We start from the raw sequence: 16,464 nt of genomic DNA, 5'->3' as shown, positions 1-16,464 counted from the left end.
AACTGGTTTTTTAAGTGTTATTTATTCTTATAAAGGTCTACAATTTCTTTCGCTAAGTCTTTGAAAGTGATTGCGTTCATTAAGTGATCTTGTGCGTGAACGAGTAGAAGGGAAACTTCTGTTTTTTCACCACGTGCTTCACCTTGTATAAGTTTTGTTTGAGAATGATGCGCTTCAAGTAGTGCTTGTTCTGCTTGGGCGATTTGTTCGTCTGCTTGAGCGAAATCCCCTTTTTTTGCGGAATCAATGGCTAACATAGCATCGCTTTTAGCGTTACCACCGAACACGATCAAGCTCATAATAGTTTGCTCTAAATCCATCTGTAAACACGTCCTTAAAGTTTTGGTTTTTAAAAATTATTCTGCAGTAACGCCTTCAGCAGCAAGTGCTTCTTTTTCACGACGTAGCTCTTGGATTTGAGCAATTTTCGCGAATGGAAGGAAGATTAGGATAGATAGACCTAAGTTTACAGCTGCAAGTACGCCACCAGCGATACTTTGTGTTGCAAGTGCTCCACCGATAATTGGTGGTGTAGTCCAAGGAGTTACGATAGTACAAGCTGGTACCCAACCGATAGCTGTTGCAAAGTAAGCTACAGTTACAAGTACAAGTGGTGCCAAGATGTACGGAATGAACATAATTGGATTCAAGACGATTGGAAGACCAAACATCATTGGTTCGTTAATGTTGAAAAGACCTGGCGCTGCAGACAATTTAGAAACTGTCATGTACGCTTTATGTTTACGAGCTACGATAAAGATAGCGATGATTAAACCGATAGTTGCCCCAGTTCCGCCTAAGTTAACGAAAGAGTCAAAGAAAGGTTTGTTAACGATGTAAGGAAGTTCTTTACCAGCTTCTAGTGCTTTTACGTTAGCTTCGATAGCTGGGATGTTGATTGTTTGCATGAACGGGTCGATAATGTTCGCACCGTGTAAACCAAAGAACCAAAGGAAAGCAGAAACGAATGCTAGTAGTAACGCTGCTGGCAAGGAGTTTGCAAGACCCATGAATGGTTCTTGTACTAATTCGTAGAAAGAAATTACTAAGTTAGTCACACCAGCTGCTTGGAAGAACGCAGTGATAAGACCAAAGATAGAAACAGTGATCATTGCAGGGAATAAAGCTGCGAATGAACGAGAAACTGCCGGTGGAACACCATCAGGCATGTTGATAACAAGTTTTGGGCTACCACTTAAACGAGTGAAAATTTCAGTGGAAAGAATTGCAATAATAAGTGCTAAGAAAAGACCAGTTGATCCAAGACCACCAGTGTTTGCAACACCGTCAGCACCTGGAGCAATTGCGCCAATAGTGAAGAAAGTTGCTACAGAAACTACTGCGGAAGAAAGTGGATCTTTGTCATAAGATTTAGCTAAGTTGTAAGCTACAGTGAAAGCGATAAGTAATGCTAAGATAGCAAAAGTACCGTTCCAAACGTTTCCGCCGAATGCTTGCCAAGTTCCTTCACCAAATAAGTTATTCATGAATTTTTGGTAAGCTTGAATTGGGAAGTTGTTAATTAAAACGGCGAAAGACCCTAGAATCATAAGTGGCATAGTTGTAATGAAACCATCACGAATTGCTACTAAATGACGTTGTCCACCAATTTTGGCAGCGTAGGGAATGAAATATTTCTCCATAAATGCGATAAAACCATTCATTTTTTATTCTCCTTTTTTGAGGGATAAAGTAATAGCCGGGTTAAGATGAATACATAATTTCTAAAACATGGCGATATTACTATACCTCTTTAGTTTTTTATAATTTTCAGCTAGCTAGCTGTAATTACCCTCTTTTTACTTCATTAAATCTAATGCTTGTTCTAAAACTTTGTCGCCTTTCATCATTCCGTAATCAACACTGTTAATAACAGCTAATGGAATACCTTTTGGCTCTAATTTTTTCTTCATGTTTCCTTCTAAGAAACGTACTTGTGGTCCAAGTAATAAAACATCGATTTCGTCTAAATGGTTAGCTGCTTCTGCTTCTGCAACGGCGAAGATTTTTGCTTCAAGGCCTTTTTCTGCAGCTGCTTTTTCCATTTTTGTAACTAGTAAGCTGGTAGACATACCTGCTGAACATACTAACATGATTGTTTTCATGATTATTTCCTCCTCTAGATAATTCTCTTAACACTTATTTATATATGCAAGTACCGTGCCAACTTTAAATGTGGCTATAAAAGGGTTTTCATTTTGTTTTTTGCTTACACATTGGCTTTTTTTGTGTGTAAATTTTACACACATAGAGATATTAACGGAATCTTTATGCGGAGCTTTAGAATCTTAACACTGTCTTTATACGTTTGTTGGTAGGATTAGTGGTGGAAAGAGTACGGTGAAGGGGTGAACGGAAAATGGGTGTTGTTCTAGTAATTGCTGGAATAATCGGTTTAGGTTTGTTGGTGTATTTATTTTATGTGTTGTTTAGAGGTGAGGACTTATGAAGTATATCGTGATGCAAGATGTGTTTTTTGTTGTATTGTTATTAGTTTTGGCGGTGCCTCTTGGAATTTATATGTATAAAGTGATGATTGGGGAAAAAGTGTTTTTGTCACGGATGTTAGAACCAGTTGAACGGTTTGGTTATCGGTTGATGGGTGTGAGTGAGGTTGGAATGTCCGCAAAACGTTATGCGGTATCGGCGCTTGCCTTTAGCGCGGTAGGCTTCGTATTTGTAATGGCAGTGTTGATGCTACAAGGTTTTTTACCGCTCAACCCAGAAGGTATGAAAGGGCTTAGTTTTAGTCTTGCGTTTAATACGGCGGCGAGTTTTGTATCGAATACGAACTGGCAAGCTTATTCTGGTGAGGCGGCTTTATCTTATTTCTCGCAGTCGATTGGCTTAACAGTGCAGAATTTTGTGTCAGCGGCGACAGGGATAGCAGTTTTATTTGCCGTAATCCGCGGCTTTATATGGAAGAAACAGAAAACAGTGGGGAATTTTTGGCAAGATTTATTCCGCGTGACACTTTATATTTTGCTACCACTTTCGCTTGTTTTGGCGCTTCTTTTAGTTTCGCAAGGAGTGGTACAGTCCTTTGCTGATTATTCGGTTATCGAAACACTTGAAAATGGGGCAAAACAGTTGATTCCACTAGGCCCAGCTGCAAGCCAAATTGCTATTAAACAGCTTGGTACAAATGGTGGTGGTTTTTTCGGAGCAAATTCTGCGTTTCCGTTTGAAAATCCCTCTAGTTTTACTAATTTAATAGAAATGTTGGCGATTTTACTTATTCCAGTGGCGCTTGTTGTAATGTTTGGGCGTGCAGTGAAGGATAGTAAGCAAGGGCGCGCAATTATGACAGCGATGATGATTGTTTTCGTTGTTGGGGTTGTTGCTATTACAATCTCCGAACAATTTGCAGGTCCAAGTTATCAAGGTGTTGCGACTTCTGGCAGTATGGAAGGAAAAGAGGTTCGTTTTGGTGTTGGCGGCTCGTCGCTTTTTGCGGCTTCCACGACGGCGGCCTCGAATGGAGCGGTGAACGCAATGCACGATAGTTTGACTCCGCTTGGTGGACTGGTGCCGATGTTCTTTATGCAACTCGGTGAGGTTATTTTTGGCGGCGTTGGTAGTGGGCTTTATGGCATGATTGGCTTTATAATTTTGACGGTGTTTATAGCGGGGCTCTTGGTTGGACGGACGCCAGAATACTTAGGGAAAAAAATTGAACCTTATGATATGAAAATGGTTTGTTTGCTTATTTTGGTTCCGCCGCTGTTGACTTTATTCGGTACGGCGGTTGCGGTAATGATGCCGAGTGTGCAAGCTTCTGTTTCGGCGAGTGGGGCGCACGGTTTTTCTGAGGTGCTCTATGCATTTACTTCGATGGGAAATAATAATGGTAGTGCTTTTGCTGGATTTGCGGCAGACACGACGTTTACAAATATGGTTGGTGCAGTAATGATGTTACTTGCTCGTTTTATTCCGCTAGTTGCGGCGCTTTATTTAGCGCAGAATATGGCTGGAAAAAGTTCGGTTGCAGCGAGTAGCGGGACGTTATCGACGAAAAATGGCATGTTTATTGGTCTTTTAATTGGTGTTGTGGTACTTGTTGGCGCACTTAGTTTCTTGCCAGCACTTGCACTTGGGCCAATTGCGGACTTCTTTACAACTTTCAAATGAGGTGAATGGAAATGATGGAAAAAGGTATTTGGAAAGATGCGCTGATTCAGTCGACGAAAAAACTGTCCCCAAAACTACAAGTGAAAAATCCGGTAATGTTGCTTGTTTATGTTGGTGCGATTTTGGCAACAAGCCTTTATTTTCTCGGTTTCTTCGGGATTTCGGATGAGAAATCTGGTTATACGCTAGCGATTGCGCTGATTTTATGGTTTACAGTGTTATTTGCGAATTTTGCTGAGGCGATTGCGGAAGGTCGCGGTCGAGCACAGGCGGATAGTTTGAAAATGGCTCGAAAAGACGTTTTAGCTCGAAAATTGAAGAATATTGATGATAAAACTGATGTGATTGAAATTGCTTCGAATGACTTGAAAAAAGGCGATATTGTGTATATCCTGGCGAATGAACAAATCCCGATGGACGGTGAAGTGATTGAAGGTGCGGCTTCGGTTGATGAAAGTGCAATAACTGGGGAATCTGCACCGGTAATTCGTGAGTCTGGTGGGGATAGAAGTGCCGTGACAGGTGGGACTACACTTGTTTCTGACTGGCTGGTTGTTCGTGTAACGGCGGTCTCTGGAGAAAGTTTCTTAGATAAAATGATTGCGATGGTGGAAGGTGCTTCACGGAAAAAGACGCCGAATGAGATTGCTTTACAAATTTTACTTGTAACGCTTTCGATTATTTTTCTGGCAGTTTCAGCGACACTTTTACCATTTACTGAATTTGCGAGTAAGCAGGCGGGTGCAGGATCGGCAATTTCGATTACGAATGTGATTGCTTTGCTCGTTTGTTTGGCGCCAACTACGATTGGTGCGCTGCTTTCGTCGATTGGGATTGCTGGAATGAGCCGGTTAAATCAAGCGAATGTTTTAGCAATGAGTGGTCGTGCGATTGAGGCGGCTGGTGATGTGGATGTGCTTTTGCTCGATAAAACTGGGACGATTACACTGGGAAATCGGAAAGCAAGCGAATTTTTGCCAGTAGATGGTGTGACGGAACAAGAGCTGGCAGATGCGGCTCAACTTTCCTCGATTGCAGATGAAACGGCGGAAGGTAGGAGTATCGTTGTATTGGCGAAAGAACGGTTCGACATTCGCGGACGAGATTTTGCTGAAATGCACGCAGAATTTGTTCCTTTTACTGCAACAACGCGAATGAGCGGAATTGACTATCAAGAAAATACGATTCGAAAAGGTGCAGCGGATGCGGTTCACGCTTACGTAACAGCAAATGGCGGCACGTACCCAAAAGAGTGTGATGCGATTGTGAGCAAAGTTGCCGGTGCTGGAGGTACGCCACTTGTCGTTGTCCGCAACAATCAAGTGCTAGGCGTCATTTATTTAAAAGATATCGTGAAAAATGGTGTAAAAGAACGTTTTCTTGATTTACGAAAAATGGGTATTAAAACAATTATGATTACTGGTGATAATCCAATGACCGCGGCAGCCATTGCGGCGGAAGCAGGAGTCGATGATTTTCTAGCAGAAGCAACCCCAGAAGCAAAATTAGAATTAATTCGCGAATATCAACGGGAAGGTCATTTAGTGGCGATGACAGGAGACGGGACGAATGATGCGCCAGCTCTTGCACAAGCGGATGTAGCTGTTGCGATGAATACAGGAACACAAGCTGCAAAAGAAGCTGGGAATATGGTTGATCTGGATTCTAGTCCGACCAAATTAATTGATATTGTTCGGATTGGCAAACAACTTTTAATGACGCGTGGTGCACTGACAACATTTAGTGTTGCGAATGACTTAGCGAAATACTTTGCGATTATTCCGGTGCTATTTTACGGCATTTTTCCACAACTTGAAGCGCTAAATTTAATGGGATTAACAAGCCCGACGAGCGCGATTTTATCCGCGATTATTTACAATGTGGTGATTATCATTGTTCTTATTCCGCTTTCTTTAAAAGGCGTGAAATATCGTGAAATGCCGGCCGGGAAATTACTGAGCCGAAATATGTTGATTTATGGTCTGGGTGGTCTGATTGCGCCATTTATCGCGATTAAATTGATTGATATGCTATTAACTGTTTTAGGAATCGTTTAAGGGGGAGAAAACATGAAAAGATTCATGCAAATTTGGAAGCCAGCAGTAGTAGGATTTCTACTTTTGACATTAGTGTGTGGCGTGATTTATCCAGGTATTGTCACTGTTTTTGCAGGTGTAGCTTTCCATGACAAAGCAAATGGAAGTATAATAGAAGAAAAACGAGCAGATGGTACAACCGGAAATGTTGGTTCTGCTGAAATTGGCCAAACGTTTACCGAGCCTGAATACTTGATTGGACGGGCTGCAAGTGACGGAGCGGCGACAAACTTAAATCCTACTAGCGAAGAACAAAAACAATTAGTAGAAAAACGAATTGCTTGGTGGCATAAACTAGATCCGACAAATAATCGCGTCATTCCGATGGATCTCGTAACAGCTTCAGCAAGTGGTGTGGATCCGGATATTTCAGAGGCTGCTGCGGCATATCAAGTAGACCGAATTTCTAGAGAACGAGGCATTTCCACCAAAGAAGTCAAAGAAATTATCGCAGAACATACAAATGAGCGATTGTTAGGTTTTTGGGGTGAGCCAACTGTGAACGTATTACAAGTGAATTTGGCATTAGATAGATTGAAAATGTAAGTTGGAGGCGAGTATATGGAAACGAATCGTCCAAGTCCGGATGCGCTACTGGTGAATTTGCAAGAAGAAACAGATTCATCCGTGGGTAAATTAAAAATATATTTTGGCTTTGCGGCAGGTGTTGGAAAAACATATGCTATGTTAAGTGACGCCAAAGATCAATTAGCTGCAGGTGTGGATGTCGTGGCGGGTTATATTGAACCTCATGCTCGCGAGGAAACGTTGAAAATGCTAGAAGGAATCCCGATTATTCCACCTAAAGCAATCACTCACAAAAATATTGCGCTCAAAGAATTCGATTTGGACGAAGCGTTGAAACGGAAACCAGAACTAATCTTGGTAGACGAACTTGCACACACGAATGCAGCAGGCGTGCGAAACAAGAAGCGTTTCCAAGATGTGGAAGAATTACTCCAAGCAGGCATTGATGTATATACAACTGTTAATGTGCAACATATTGAAAGCTTGAATGATATCGTTGAAGGTATTACTAAGGTCGCCGTGCGCGAAACGATTCCTGATTATGTTTTTGATGAAGCAGACCGAGTAAAATTAATTGATATTGAACCAGACGAGCTTTTAAAACGGCTCGAACAAGGGAAAATCTATCAACCAGAACGTGCGCGAACAGCTATGCAAAACTTTTTTACTAGAGAAAACTTAAAGCTTTTGCGCGAAATTGCGATGCGAAAAGCGGCTGACCGAATTAGCCACGAATATGATCAAACGGGTATTTATCCAGAAAAACGCGCAAGCAGCAAATGGCTCGTTTGTATTGGGACATCGCCTTCGTCTGCAAAACTCATTCGCTGGACAGCGCGTACTGCCGAGGCTTTCCGCGCACCGTGGACTGCTCTTTATATTGAAAACGAAGAAAATGATTATATGACCAAAGCGGAGAAAAAATGTCTGCGGGAAACGATGGAACTTGCTGAACGGCTTGGTGCAGAGATTGTTACTCTCGCTGGACATGATATTGCAGAAACAGTAGCCGAGTACGCTCGTCTGACCGGTGTGACAAATATTGTTGTTGGAAAATCTCGCCGACGCATGGGTTTGCGTTCCTTATTTGAAGAGGATTTTGAAGATCGGCTTATCACGCATTTGGATAACGTCGATATGCACATCATCCCTTCAAGCCAGCCGAAAACAAAAAAACGGCGAATGAAAATGCGTTTTAAAAGTTTCCTCACATGGCATGATATGGCGAAAATGGTCTTACTTTTAACGCTAGCGACAGCGATTTGTGTCGGCTTAAGTGAATTTGGCATTGGTGACCAAAATGTGATTATGATGTATATTTTGTCTGTTTTAATTATTTCTCGTGTAACGAGCGGTTATGTGTATGGTGTTCTGGGTTCCATCATTGGCGTCATGCTATTTAATTTTTTCTTCACGTCACCACTTTATACATTTAACACGATTCAGGCAGGGTATCCAGTGACTTTTGGAATTATGCTTTTAGTTGCGTTGATTACGAGTGCGCTAACTGTTCGAATTAAAACACAAGCGAGCCTTGCTGTCGAGCGGGAACGCCGAACGGAAGTGCTTTATGAAATCAATAAAAGGCTATTAGTTACCCGCAATTTAAAAGGAATTATTGATTTAACCAATGAATATATTTTGCATTTATTTAGCCGTTCCGTTATTTTTTATTCTGCTGACCCTGCCAAAAGTAATGAAGGGATTTTTGTACAAGCAGAAGGAAAAGAAGATGCGAGTGCGCTTCTTAGTGCAGATGAAGAAGCGGTTGCCCACTGGGTATTTAAAAACAAAAAGCGAGCGGGTGCTGGGACAGATACGCTAATGGGCGCTTTTGGCTATTATATGCCAGTGATGTCCCAAGGAAAGGTGCTTGGTGTCATCGGGGTTTCTTGCTCCCCAGAAGAAGGTCCGCTCACACAAGATAATCGGATATTTTTACGAATGATTAGCTCTCAAGTCGCGCTGGCTTTAGAGCGTCAATATTTATCAGAGGAACAGCGCCAAATTGTTATTGAATCAGCCAAAGAAAAGATGAGAAGTAATCTACTACGGGCGATATCACACGATTTGCGAACGCCGCTTACAGGCATCATTGGCGCAAGTTCCGCCTTACTTGAAAAAGAAGATGAATTAGACAAAGAAACCGAGCGGAACTTAATTAGAGGCATTAAAGATGACTCAGGCTGGCTCATACGGATGGTTGAGAATTTGCTATCTGTGACACGAATTAGTGAAGGTTTGGTGAGTTTGGAACGAGCGCCGGAAGCTGTAGAAGAAATTGTTGGTGAAGCGGTTGGGCGCATAAAAAAACGTTTCAGAGACCGAACTATTCACGTGAAAGTTCCGCGCGATCTTTTGATGGTTCCGATGGATGGGACGCTGATTGAACAAGTGCTTATTAATTTAATGGAAAATGCCCTGCGTCACGGTGGAACTAGTGCAGAAGTTTGGGTAGACGTGACGAAAACGAAGCAAAGTGCAATTTTCAGTGTACGTGATAATGGAAAAGGGATCCCAGAAAATCGGTTGCCAGATTTATTTGATACTTTTGCGGTAGAGGCAAGAGAACGCTCGGACATGTCCCGTGGTTTAGGGCTGGGCTTATCCATTTGCATGTCAATCATTCGGGCGCACGACGGAACTTTGGAAGCAAAAAACAATAAACACGGTGGGGCGACATTCTGGTTCACTTTGCCACTAGACGGAGGAGATGGAAAATGAACAGCAAAAGGCTTGTGCTAATTGTGGAAGATGAAGAGGGCATCAGTAATTTTATTTCGGCTGTTTTGACGGCGAGTGATTATTCAGTGATTAAAGCAGTGAGTGGAAAAGAAGCACTAGAGCAGACAGCAAGCCATTCTCCGGATGTTGTGCTACTCGATTTAGGTTTGCCCGATGTAGAAGGGCTGGATGTGCTCCGTGATATTCGCGTTTGGTCAAAAGTGCCGATTATTGTTGTGTCTGCGCGCGATCACGAACGAGAAAAAGTGACGGCACTTGACCTTGGCGCAGATGATTATATTACGAAACCATTCGGGACATCGGAACTACTGGCACGTATTCGGACTGCCCTCAGACACATTCAACCAAGTAGCAAAGAAGCGCCAAATGACCATATTATTCGCATTCAAGACTTGTATATTGATGACGACCGCCGACTTGTCAAAATGGGTGATACGGAAATTCACTTTACGCCAATTGAATATAAAATTTTGCTTTTATTAGCTCGCCACGCTGGTAAAGTCCTTACACATGATTTTATTATTCGCGAAATTTGGGGGCCTTATCCTAGTGAAAATCAAGCGCTTCGGGTCAATATGAGTAACATCCGACGTAAAATTGAAAAAAATCCGGCAGAACCTGCGTACATTTTGACAGAAGTTGGGGTTGGATACCGGATGGCAGAAGAATAATATGTTATGATAAAAATAAACGCCAGGAGGAATGAAGATGCATAAAACAATCCGTAGCGTAGACGTTTATTATGAAAAATATGGTGAAGGAATACCAATAATAATGATTCATGGCTTTGGTCCTGATTCGCAGCTGATGATTGGTTGCATGGAGCCAGTCTTTGATAAGAAGAGCTCATTCTCACGCATTTATGTGGATTTGCCTGGAATGGGGAAAACTGAGAATTACGACTCCATTCAAAATGCTGATCACGTACTTACGCTTTTACTAGAATTTATTGAAGCTGTAATTCCGGGCGAGCAATTTGTACTCGCCGGAGAATCGTATGGTGGTTATTTAGCTCGCGGAATCGCAGCAAAAATGCCAGATAGAGTGCTTGGAGTCTTACTTATTTGTCCAGTCATTTATCCTGAAAAAGAAAGAAGAACGCTCCCCGAACAAAAAGTCATGTACCAAGACGATACATTTGTACGTTCGCTATCAAAAGAAGACCGAGCATACTTTTCAAAAAGTGGTGTCATTTTAACAGCAAGAAACTGGAATCGTTTCTTGGCGGAAGTGATGGCGGGAATAATTAATGCAGATGGAGAATTTTTAGACCGATTATCCGCGAATTATGCGCTGAGCTTTGACCCAGACGAAAAAGCGCAATTCGATGTGCCGGCATTATTCTTATTTGGTCGTCAAGATGATCACGTGGGATACGCAGACGGGATTACATTGCTTGAAAAATATCCACATGCATCGATTGCTATTCTTGATTTTGCAGGTCATAATTTGCAAATCGAACAACCGAAAATATTTACAACAATGGTGCAAGATTTCTTATTCCGTGTAAATCCAGAATGATTAACCTTTATGACCACCAACCATTTCAGACCGTTTTAAACCAGTCGCTCCATTTAATAAACTACTTGCGTGCATGAGGGATTTAAACCCATAACGCGACCGGATTTTGTCGACCGTTATTTCTAATTGTTCATGATTTAAAGTTGTGGTAGCATCCTCAAATAAATTGAGCTGCAACCCTGTTTTCAAAGTAATCTTACCGCATGAAATAGCAATGGAGCGCACAGGTTCGCGTTCATCATAACGTCTAAATAGTTGCAGGAAATAAGGAATAAGTGCATGACTGCTACTAGTGGGAGGGATTTTAGCTTGATGGCTGAATCCTTTTTTTATGCTGTATTTACTGTAGCCGACACTTAGGTGGATAACAGCAGTATCCACATGATTTTGGCGTAAACGCATGGCTACTTCCTCGACCATTTCGCGGATGACAATCTCTACTTCGGCCGGCACGTGATAGTCTTTTTCAAGAATTTGGCTTTTTCCGTAGCTTTTACTAACTGGAACATATTTTTCATTTAAAAGGCTATAATCGATGCCATGAGCATGATAGTAAAGTTGTTCGCCAACTACACCCATTGCGTTTTTCAACACTTGTGGCGGCGTTTGGCTTAGTTGGTACATATTAAAGATTCCCATTTTTTGTAGACGAACAGCAGTCCGACGCCCAATTCCGCAGACATCATCCAAATGTCTAATCTTCCAAATTGTCTCTGGAACGTCTTCATAGCGCCATTCAGCTATTCCATCGTCGCGATTTTTAGCAACGTTATCGAGCGCAAGTTTGGCAAGAAGGGGATTGTCGCCGATTCCAACTGTGACATAAAGGCGCAACTCTTCTAAAATATCACGCTGAATTTTACGAACAATCGTCTCGGTGCTTCCAAACAGCAAGTGTGATCCAGTGATATCTAAAAAACATTCATCAATACTATACACGTGAATAAACTCAGCGGGAACATAACGTCTGAAAATGGCTTGAATCATCGCATTTACTTTTAAATAAAGTTTCATTCGTGGTGGTGCGATAATAATTCGATTATCCCAGGTGGGCAGTTCGTACATTCTTGAGCCAGTTTTGATGTGGTGTTCTTGTTTCATTTTTTGGGTGGCGGCTAAAACAAGACCGCCAGTCCGGTCGGCGTTACTCATTACTACTAAATATGCCTCAAGTGGATTAAGCCGACGTTTGACACACTCAACCGAGGCGAAAAAACGATTTAATATCGATGCACAAAATATCACGGCGCGGCGCACGGCTGTAATCTTCTACTTGTACCATTTGTCGACACTCCTTTCTTCTACATTGCGAATTGCAGAGAAGGAAAGCGGAATAATACCTTCAGAATTTTTTATATAAATGGTATTATTTTCCACTCCGGAAATACGGCCGATAATGTCGTTTTCGGGAGAGGCTTCTGGATCTAGCGGCTTTTTCTGGATAACAAGCGTAGACTGATGTGTCATCGCGCTAGCTAGTACGCTCTCGATAAATTCTGTAGTCATAGCTTCTTTCCATACTAAATTTGGTTCGGCGTTTTGCATCGCCTCGGTATGTTCGCTTAATAAAAAACCGCCCCATTTCTTCATGCCGCGATCTTGATAGCTCATGTGATGACACCTCCAATATTTCAAATGTTTAGCTATTGCTTACATACATTATACGAACAAACGTTCTTATTCGCAATGCGTAAATGTTCTCATTTGTGATATAGAAACGGGAACAAATTACTATTTGTGAAAGATTAATAAAAGGAACATAAAAAAAGACCAAGTCTATAAGTTAGACTTGGTCGTTATAATTTTTTTAAGCGTGGCTATCTTCGTAAGCGGTGATTTGTCCTACACGATTTGCATGTCGGCCACCTTCATACGCTGTTTCTAACCAAATTTTGACGATGTCTTCTGCTAGTCCTGGACCTATGACTCTCGCTCCAAGCGCAAGGACATTTGTATCATTATGTTCGCGAGTTGCGTGAGCGCTAAATGTATCGCCAACAAGCGCGCAACGAATGCCTTTTACTTTATTTGCTGCAATACTCATACCAATACCCGTACCACAAACTAAAATACCGCGATCGACTTCTCGGTTTACGACTTTTTCACTAACGGTAATAGCGAGTCCAGGATAATCCACTGATTCTGGTGTTTCGGGGCCAAATTCCTCATAACTAATACCAACACTTTCAAGATAAGAAATAATACTTTTTCGTAATTCAATTCCGCCATGGTCTGAAGCAATGGCAACTTTACTAACTGTCATTTTTTCTCCTCCTGCCGTATATTCAATACCTTCATTATACATGAATTAGAGCTTTTCGACAGTCTTTCTGTTGCGCCAAGGTTTTGCGTGAACAATAATAACGTCACAAGGTGCATGGGCGGCCGTATATTCAGACACACTACCAAGAATAAATTGCTCTGTTGCCGAAAGTCCAGTTGCCCCAACTAAAATTAAATCAGGTTCGAAATTTCGCGTTATTTTTTTATTGAAGGTAGTTTTTGGCGTACCAAAGTGAACAAAGGTTTCAACGTGCGTGACGCCAGCTTTTTCGGCCTCTTTTTTGTACATTTCAACTAATTCTTCTCCGTATGCTTTGGCTTTTTTTGCATAGGTTTGTTCATAATCGATTAACGGTGCAATCCGGCGTACATCTGCGACAAAACCAATACCAAGCGTAGCGCCATCCATTTTGGCAAATTGAACAGCACGTCTTAGCGCGGCTTCCGCTTCATTTGATCCATCAACACCAACAAGAATCCGTTTGTAAGCAGACATTTTGTATCACCCTCTCAAAAGTTTTCCCCTTATTTACTTAATACCCATAAATAAAAGAAAAAAGCATGATTGAAGAGAAAATTTTGTGGTACTATGAGGAAAAGGAGGCTTCTTTATGGCAAAGCTAGAAACGTTTTATCCCATTGTAGCTACACCAAAGCGTGCTGGCTATAAAGAATATCTACCGAGTGCGGTTCTTACAGGGTATATCCGTTGTTTTTGGGAGGCAGATGATAGGAATTTCCCGGGAAATAATTTGGTAGTTCCTGATTTATGCGCGGATATTATTTTTACAATTGATAATAAAACAGGGCTAGTGACGGATGCTATATTTGTTGGCGTTAGTGATGCACCGTTTGAGTCTGATGATGAAAGTAATACCGAGCTTTTTGCCGTGCGATTTTATGCGTGGTCGTTATTTTTATTTGTCGAACAGGACTTGACTGATAGCATGAATCAGGTAAAAAAACCAGAAGAGATGTTTGCTGGATTTGTCCCATTTTTTCAAGAGAGATTTGCTGAAATGACGACGAACTCCGAAAGAATAGCTCTACTAGAAGAATTTTTACTGCGAAAATTGATGACGCTTGGCAAGCAAGTCCATCCTGATTTTTTAAACGGTATTGATAAGTTACTACAAAACCCTAATCAACTTGCGTTAGGAGCTGTATCTGCTCGACAGTTGGAACGGCTATTTCAAAAACACATGGGACTTGCTCCAAGACAAACCGCAAAACTTATTCGTTTCCAAAAAGTATTACAGACATTGCATGCGAATTCAAGTGTGCTGGGCGCTGAACTTGCTTATCTTCATGGTTTTACGGACCAGGCTCACTTAATTAAACAATTTAAACGATATAGTAATCACACCCCAGAAGAAATGAAGCAAATTTTTCTGCAAAATGTCGCAAATATACAATGAAAAACGTAAATGCTTTGTTAAACTAACGATATGGAGGTGCTTAAAATGATTAATGAATTTGTTTGTACGAATATTTCCACGCAAGATCCGGCGGCGTTGGTCGCATTTTATCATGAAAAGCTAGGAATACCGATAGTATTCGAAGGGTATGATAATTATGATGGAGCGAAATTAGGTTTTTCTGAAAATGCTCCTGGGATTATTGTTTGGAATAATAGCAAATGGGGCGAAGCAAGCGAATCTAAAGTGGAGTTTGTTTTCTCATGTGATACTACTTTGGATGAGATGTACCGCGAACTTCAAACAGCGGGAGTGGAAACTCCAGAACCTCGAGTGGCTGAGTGGGGCGGACGTGAACTGAATTTACTTGACCCAGATGGCAATAAGATTATGATTTTGGAGCCCGCACAATGAGCGATGAATTTGCTTGGATACGGGAGGAAATCAGTGGTCTTAAAGGGGTCCAGTATTCTTTTAAAGAAGAATGGGGAGCGGAGCGCTATCATGTCTTAGATCAGCTAATGGCAATGCGAGGAACGAATAAAGAAGGACAGCCGATTTTAACCTTGAAGTGCGATGCCGAAAAAAGTGAGCAACTTCGCGCAGAAAATCCAGCCATCGTTCCCGGTTATTACATGAATAAACGAGTTTGGATTTCTGTTTTATTGGAAGAAGAACGAGATAAAAACTTGATTCGTGCATTTATTCAGCATGCGTACTCAGAAGCGAAGAATAAGTTGCCAAAATATAAACAAGCGGAACTTTTTGACTAATTTAGTTAAGAAGTTCTTATTTCTGTTATAATGAAATTGATTGTGAAAAAGAAAACAAAAAGGAGATGAAAAGATGGATATTAATATGTTTATCCTATACTTCTTCATTTATTCTGTTCTTGGATGGGCTTGGGAGGAAGTTTTTTGCTCGATTTCAGAGAAGAAGTTAGTGTATCGCGGTTTTCTTTATGGACCATATTGCCCTATTTACGGATTTGGGGTAACGGCAGTTTTAATGATGATTTTACCATTTCAAAATAACTTATGGGCCTTATTTATTTTCTCGATGATTATTTGTACGGTGATTGAATACGTTACCGCAACGATTTTAGAAGCATTATTCCATACAACATGGTGGGATTATCACAACTGGCCACTCAATGTAAAAGGGCGAATTTGCTTGCCTATTTCTATTTTCTGGGGATTTGCTTGTATTATTGTTGTACGTTTCTTGCATCCGCTTGTCACCGAGTTTGCGGATTGGATTTTAAGCTGGGGTGGCTGGATTATTCCAGCGCTCATCGTGGTTCTGATGCTTATTGATACCGTAAAATCTGTCACAAGTATGCTATCATTCCAAAAAGCACTTGCCGAATTTAATGAAAAACTAAACGCTCAAGCAAACGAACTAAAAGCAAGTGTAAAAGAACGGGCGAAAGAATTTGAAGAAGGACTTTTGAAGAAACAAGAAAATGTTGATATGAAAATTGCTGAAATGGAAGCAAAACGTAAACAAGACAAAGAACTTGCTGCTAGTATGCGCAAACTTAAATTTAATGAACGACGAATGTTAAAATCGTTCCCGAAAATGAAAGTGAAACGTGCGGCGCCATTTAAGAATTTCAACAAAAGTTTGCTTCGGGTGGATAAACAGAAAAGAAAATAGAGAAACTGATTATGGCGTGAATGGTATTTTTTATCATTTGCGCCTTTTTTTGCGTTATTTTTTACAAAACGTATAGAAACAAC

Annotated in this window: 18 protein-coding genes; 11 read left to right on the top strand and 7 right to left on the bottom strand. The window is 41.2% G+C overall.

Annotated features, from left to right (window positions below):
- Positions 1–17: 17 nt before the first annotated feature.
- From HRK21_RS05140 to HRK21_RS05130, 3 genes are all read right to left on the bottom strand, one after another.
- Entirely contained in the window at positions 18–320 is a 303-nt protein-coding gene (locus HRK21_RS05140) for a PTS sugar transporter subunit IIA (protein ID WP_003722042.1), read from the bottom strand.
- A gap of 36 nt (positions 321–356) precedes the next feature.
- A complete protein-coding gene (locus tag HRK21_RS05135) occupies positions 357–1,664 on the bottom strand; it encodes a PTS sugar transporter subunit IIC (RefSeq protein WP_003739891.1) in 1,308 nt (435 codons plus the stop codon).
- Between the two features lie 135 nt (positions 1,665–1,799).
- Positions 1,800–2,105 carry a PTS sugar transporter subunit IIB gene (locus HRK21_RS05130; RefSeq protein WP_003739890.1) on the bottom strand — a complete coding sequence of 102 codons (306 nt, stop codon included), beginning with the start codon at positions 2,103–2,105 and terminating at the stop codon, positions 1,800–1,802.
- Between the two features lie 254 nt (positions 2,106–2,359).
- Here HRK21_RS05130 and HRK21_RS05125 point away from each other — a divergent pair, with 254 nt between their 5' ends.
- The 7 genes from HRK21_RS05125 to HRK21_RS05095 are packed head-to-tail and all read left to right on the top strand — an operon-like array spanning position 2,360 to position 11,021.
- Positions 2,360–2,449, top strand: a complete 90-nt coding sequence (locus HRK21_RS05125) for a potassium-transporting ATPase subunit F (protein WP_015085182.1) — start codon at positions 2,360–2,362, stop codon at positions 2,447–2,449.
- Positions 2,446–4,131: a potassium-transporting ATPase subunit KdpA gene (kdpA, locus tag HRK21_RS05120; protein WP_003739889.1), complete on the top strand. Its 1,686-nt coding sequence runs from the start codon at positions 2,446–2,448 to the stop codon at positions 4,129–4,131. Before HRK21_RS05125 ends, kdpA begins: the two co-directional genes overlap by 4 nt.
- Positions 4,132–4,142: 11 nt before the next feature.
- Positions 4,143–6,188: a potassium-transporting ATPase subunit KdpB gene (kdpB, locus tag HRK21_RS05115; RefSeq protein WP_077952758.1), complete on the top strand. Its 2,046-nt coding sequence runs from the start codon at positions 4,143–4,145 to the stop codon at positions 6,186–6,188.
- 12 nt (positions 6,189–6,200) lie between these two features.
- A complete protein-coding gene (gene kdpC, locus HRK21_RS05110) occupies positions 6,201–6,773 on the top strand; it encodes a K(+)-transporting ATPase subunit C (protein ID WP_003739887.1) in 573 nt (190 codons plus the stop codon).
- 15 nt (positions 6,774–6,788) lie between these two features.
- Positions 6,789–9,479 (top strand): ATP-binding protein, encoded by a 2,691-nt coding sequence (locus HRK21_RS05105; RefSeq protein ID WP_003739886.1) that lies wholly within the window; start codon positions 6,789–6,791, stop codon positions 9,477–9,479.
- On the top strand, positions 9,476–10,171 hold the full coding sequence (locus HRK21_RS05100; RefSeq protein ID WP_069887432.1) for a response regulator: 696 nt from the start codon (positions 9,476–9,478) through the stop codon (positions 10,169–10,171). Before HRK21_RS05105 ends, HRK21_RS05100 begins: the two co-directional genes overlap by 4 nt.
- A 37-nt stretch (positions 10,172–10,208) precedes the next feature.
- Positions 10,209–11,021, top strand: a complete 813-nt coding sequence (locus HRK21_RS05095) for an alpha/beta fold hydrolase (protein WP_070006585.1) — start codon at positions 10,209–10,211, stop codon at positions 11,019–11,021.
- On the opposite strand, the gene HRK21_RS05090 is transcribed toward HRK21_RS05095, so the two are convergent.
- The 4 genes from HRK21_RS05090 to HRK21_RS05075 form a co-directional block, all read right to left on the bottom strand.
- Positions 11,022–12,278: a Y-family DNA polymerase gene (locus HRK21_RS05090; RefSeq protein ID WP_070006584.1), complete on the bottom strand. Its 1,257-nt coding sequence runs from the start codon at positions 12,276–12,278 to the stop codon at positions 11,022–11,024.
- Between the two features lie 12 nt (positions 12,279–12,290).
- Entirely contained in the window at positions 12,291–12,632 is a 342-nt protein-coding gene (locus HRK21_RS05085) for a hypothetical protein (protein ID WP_070006583.1), read from the bottom strand.
- A gap of 196 nt (positions 12,633–12,828) precedes the next feature.
- The gene (rpiB, locus tag HRK21_RS05080) at positions 12,829–13,284 is read right to left on the bottom strand and encodes a ribose 5-phosphate isomerase B (protein WP_070006582.1); all 456 of its coding nucleotides are present in this window, start codon (positions 13,282–13,284) and stop codon (positions 12,829–12,831) included.
- A 45-nt stretch (positions 13,285–13,329) separates the two neighbouring features.
- Positions 13,330–13,800 (bottom strand): universal stress protein, encoded by a 471-nt coding sequence (locus tag HRK21_RS05075; protein WP_003739880.1) that lies wholly within the window; start codon positions 13,798–13,800, stop codon positions 13,330–13,332.
- A gap of 115 nt (positions 13,801–13,915) precedes the next feature.
- Between HRK21_RS05075 and HRK21_RS05070 the strand changes: the two genes are divergently transcribed.
- The 4 genes from HRK21_RS05070 to HRK21_RS05055 all read left to right on the top strand — a co-directional run bounded on the left by HRK21_RS05070 (position 13,916) and on the right by HRK21_RS05055 (position 16,381).
- Complete coding sequence (locus HRK21_RS05070; protein ID WP_070006581.1) at positions 13,916–14,722, top strand: helix-turn-helix domain-containing protein; 807 nt, start codon at positions 13,916–13,918, stop codon at positions 14,720–14,722.
- A gap of 45 nt (positions 14,723–14,767) precedes the next feature.
- On the top strand, positions 14,768–15,136 hold the full coding sequence (locus tag HRK21_RS05065; protein ID WP_003739878.1) for a VOC family protein: 369 nt from the start codon (positions 14,768–14,770) through the stop codon (positions 15,134–15,136).
- Positions 15,133–15,495, top strand: coding sequence for an MmcQ/YjbR family DNA-binding protein (locus HRK21_RS05060; protein WP_003739877.1), 363 nt, complete (start codon positions 15,133–15,135; stop codon positions 15,493–15,495). The genes HRK21_RS05065 and HRK21_RS05060 overlap by 4 nt, the downstream gene beginning before the upstream one ends.
- Before the next feature lie 73 nt (positions 15,496–15,568).
- Positions 15,569–16,381, top strand: coding sequence for a putative ABC transporter permease (locus HRK21_RS05055; protein WP_003739876.1), 813 nt, complete (start codon positions 15,569–15,571; stop codon positions 16,379–16,381).
- Positions 16,382–16,464 lie beyond the last annotated feature (83 nt).

This window comes from Listeria monocytogenes (assembly GCF_013282665.1).
GTDB lineage: Bacteria > Bacillota > Bacilli > Lactobacillales > Listeriaceae > Listeria > Listeria monocytogenes_C.
Note: the sequence above shows the minus strand (reverse complement) of the source record. Positions and strands in the feature narration are given on the sequence as shown.

Excerpts from the sequence above, each read along its gene's own strand:
- HRK21_RS05140 (WP_003722042.1), bottom strand. The coding sequence starts at position 320 with ATGGATTTAGAGCAAACTATTATGAGCTTGATCGTGTTCGGTGGTAAC.
- HRK21_RS05135 (WP_003739891.1), bottom strand. The coding sequence starts at position 1,664 with ATGAATGGTTTTATCGCATTTATGGAGAAATATTTCATTCCCTACGCT.
- HRK21_RS05130 (WP_003739890.1), bottom strand. The coding sequence starts at position 2,105 with ATGAAAACAATCATGTTAGTATGTTCAGCAGGTATGTCTACCAGCTTA.
- HRK21_RS05125 (WP_015085182.1), top strand. The coding sequence starts at position 2,360 with ATGGGTGTTGTTCTAGTAATTGCTGGAATAATCGGTTTAGGTTTGTTG.
- kdpA (WP_003739889.1), top strand. The coding sequence starts at position 2,446 with ATGAAGTATATCGTGATGCAAGATGTGTTTTTTGTTGTATTGTTATTA.
- kdpB (WP_077952758.1), top strand. The coding sequence starts at position 4,143 with ATGATGGAAAAAGGTATTTGGAAAGATGCGCTGATTCAGTCGACGAAA.
- kdpC (WP_003739887.1), top strand. The coding sequence starts at position 6,201 with ATGAAAAGATTCATGCAAATTTGGAAGCCAGCAGTAGTAGGATTTCTA.
- HRK21_RS05105 (WP_003739886.1), top strand. The coding sequence starts at position 6,789 with ATGGAAACGAATCGTCCAAGTCCGGATGCGCTACTGGTGAATTTGCAA.
- HRK21_RS05100 (WP_069887432.1), top strand. The coding sequence starts at position 9,476 with ATGAACAGCAAAAGGCTTGTGCTAATTGTGGAAGATGAAGAGGGCATC.
- HRK21_RS05095 (WP_070006585.1), top strand. The coding sequence starts at position 10,209 with ATGCATAAAACAATCCGTAGCGTAGACGTTTATTATGAAAAATATGGT.
- HRK21_RS05085 (WP_070006583.1), bottom strand. The coding sequence starts at position 12,632 with ATGAGCTATCAAGATCGCGGCATGAAGAAATGGGGCGGTTTTTTATTA.
- rpiB (WP_070006582.1), bottom strand. The coding sequence starts at position 13,284 with ATGACAGTTAGTAAAGTTGCCATTGCTTCAGACCATGGCGGAATTGAA.
- HRK21_RS05075 (WP_003739880.1), bottom strand. The coding sequence starts at position 13,800 with ATGTCTGCTTACAAACGGATTCTTGTTGGTGTTGATGGATCAAATGAA.
- HRK21_RS05070 (WP_070006581.1), top strand. The coding sequence starts at position 13,916 with ATGGCAAAGCTAGAAACGTTTTATCCCATTGTAGCTACACCAAAGCGT.
- HRK21_RS05065 (WP_003739878.1), top strand. The coding sequence starts at position 14,768 with ATGATTAATGAATTTGTTTGTACGAATATTTCCACGCAAGATCCGGCG.
- HRK21_RS05060 (WP_003739877.1), top strand. The coding sequence starts at position 15,133 with ATGAGCGATGAATTTGCTTGGATACGGGAGGAAATCAGTGGTCTTAAA.
- HRK21_RS05055 (WP_003739876.1), top strand. The coding sequence starts at position 15,569 with ATGGATATTAATATGTTTATCCTATACTTCTTCATTTATTCTGTTCTT.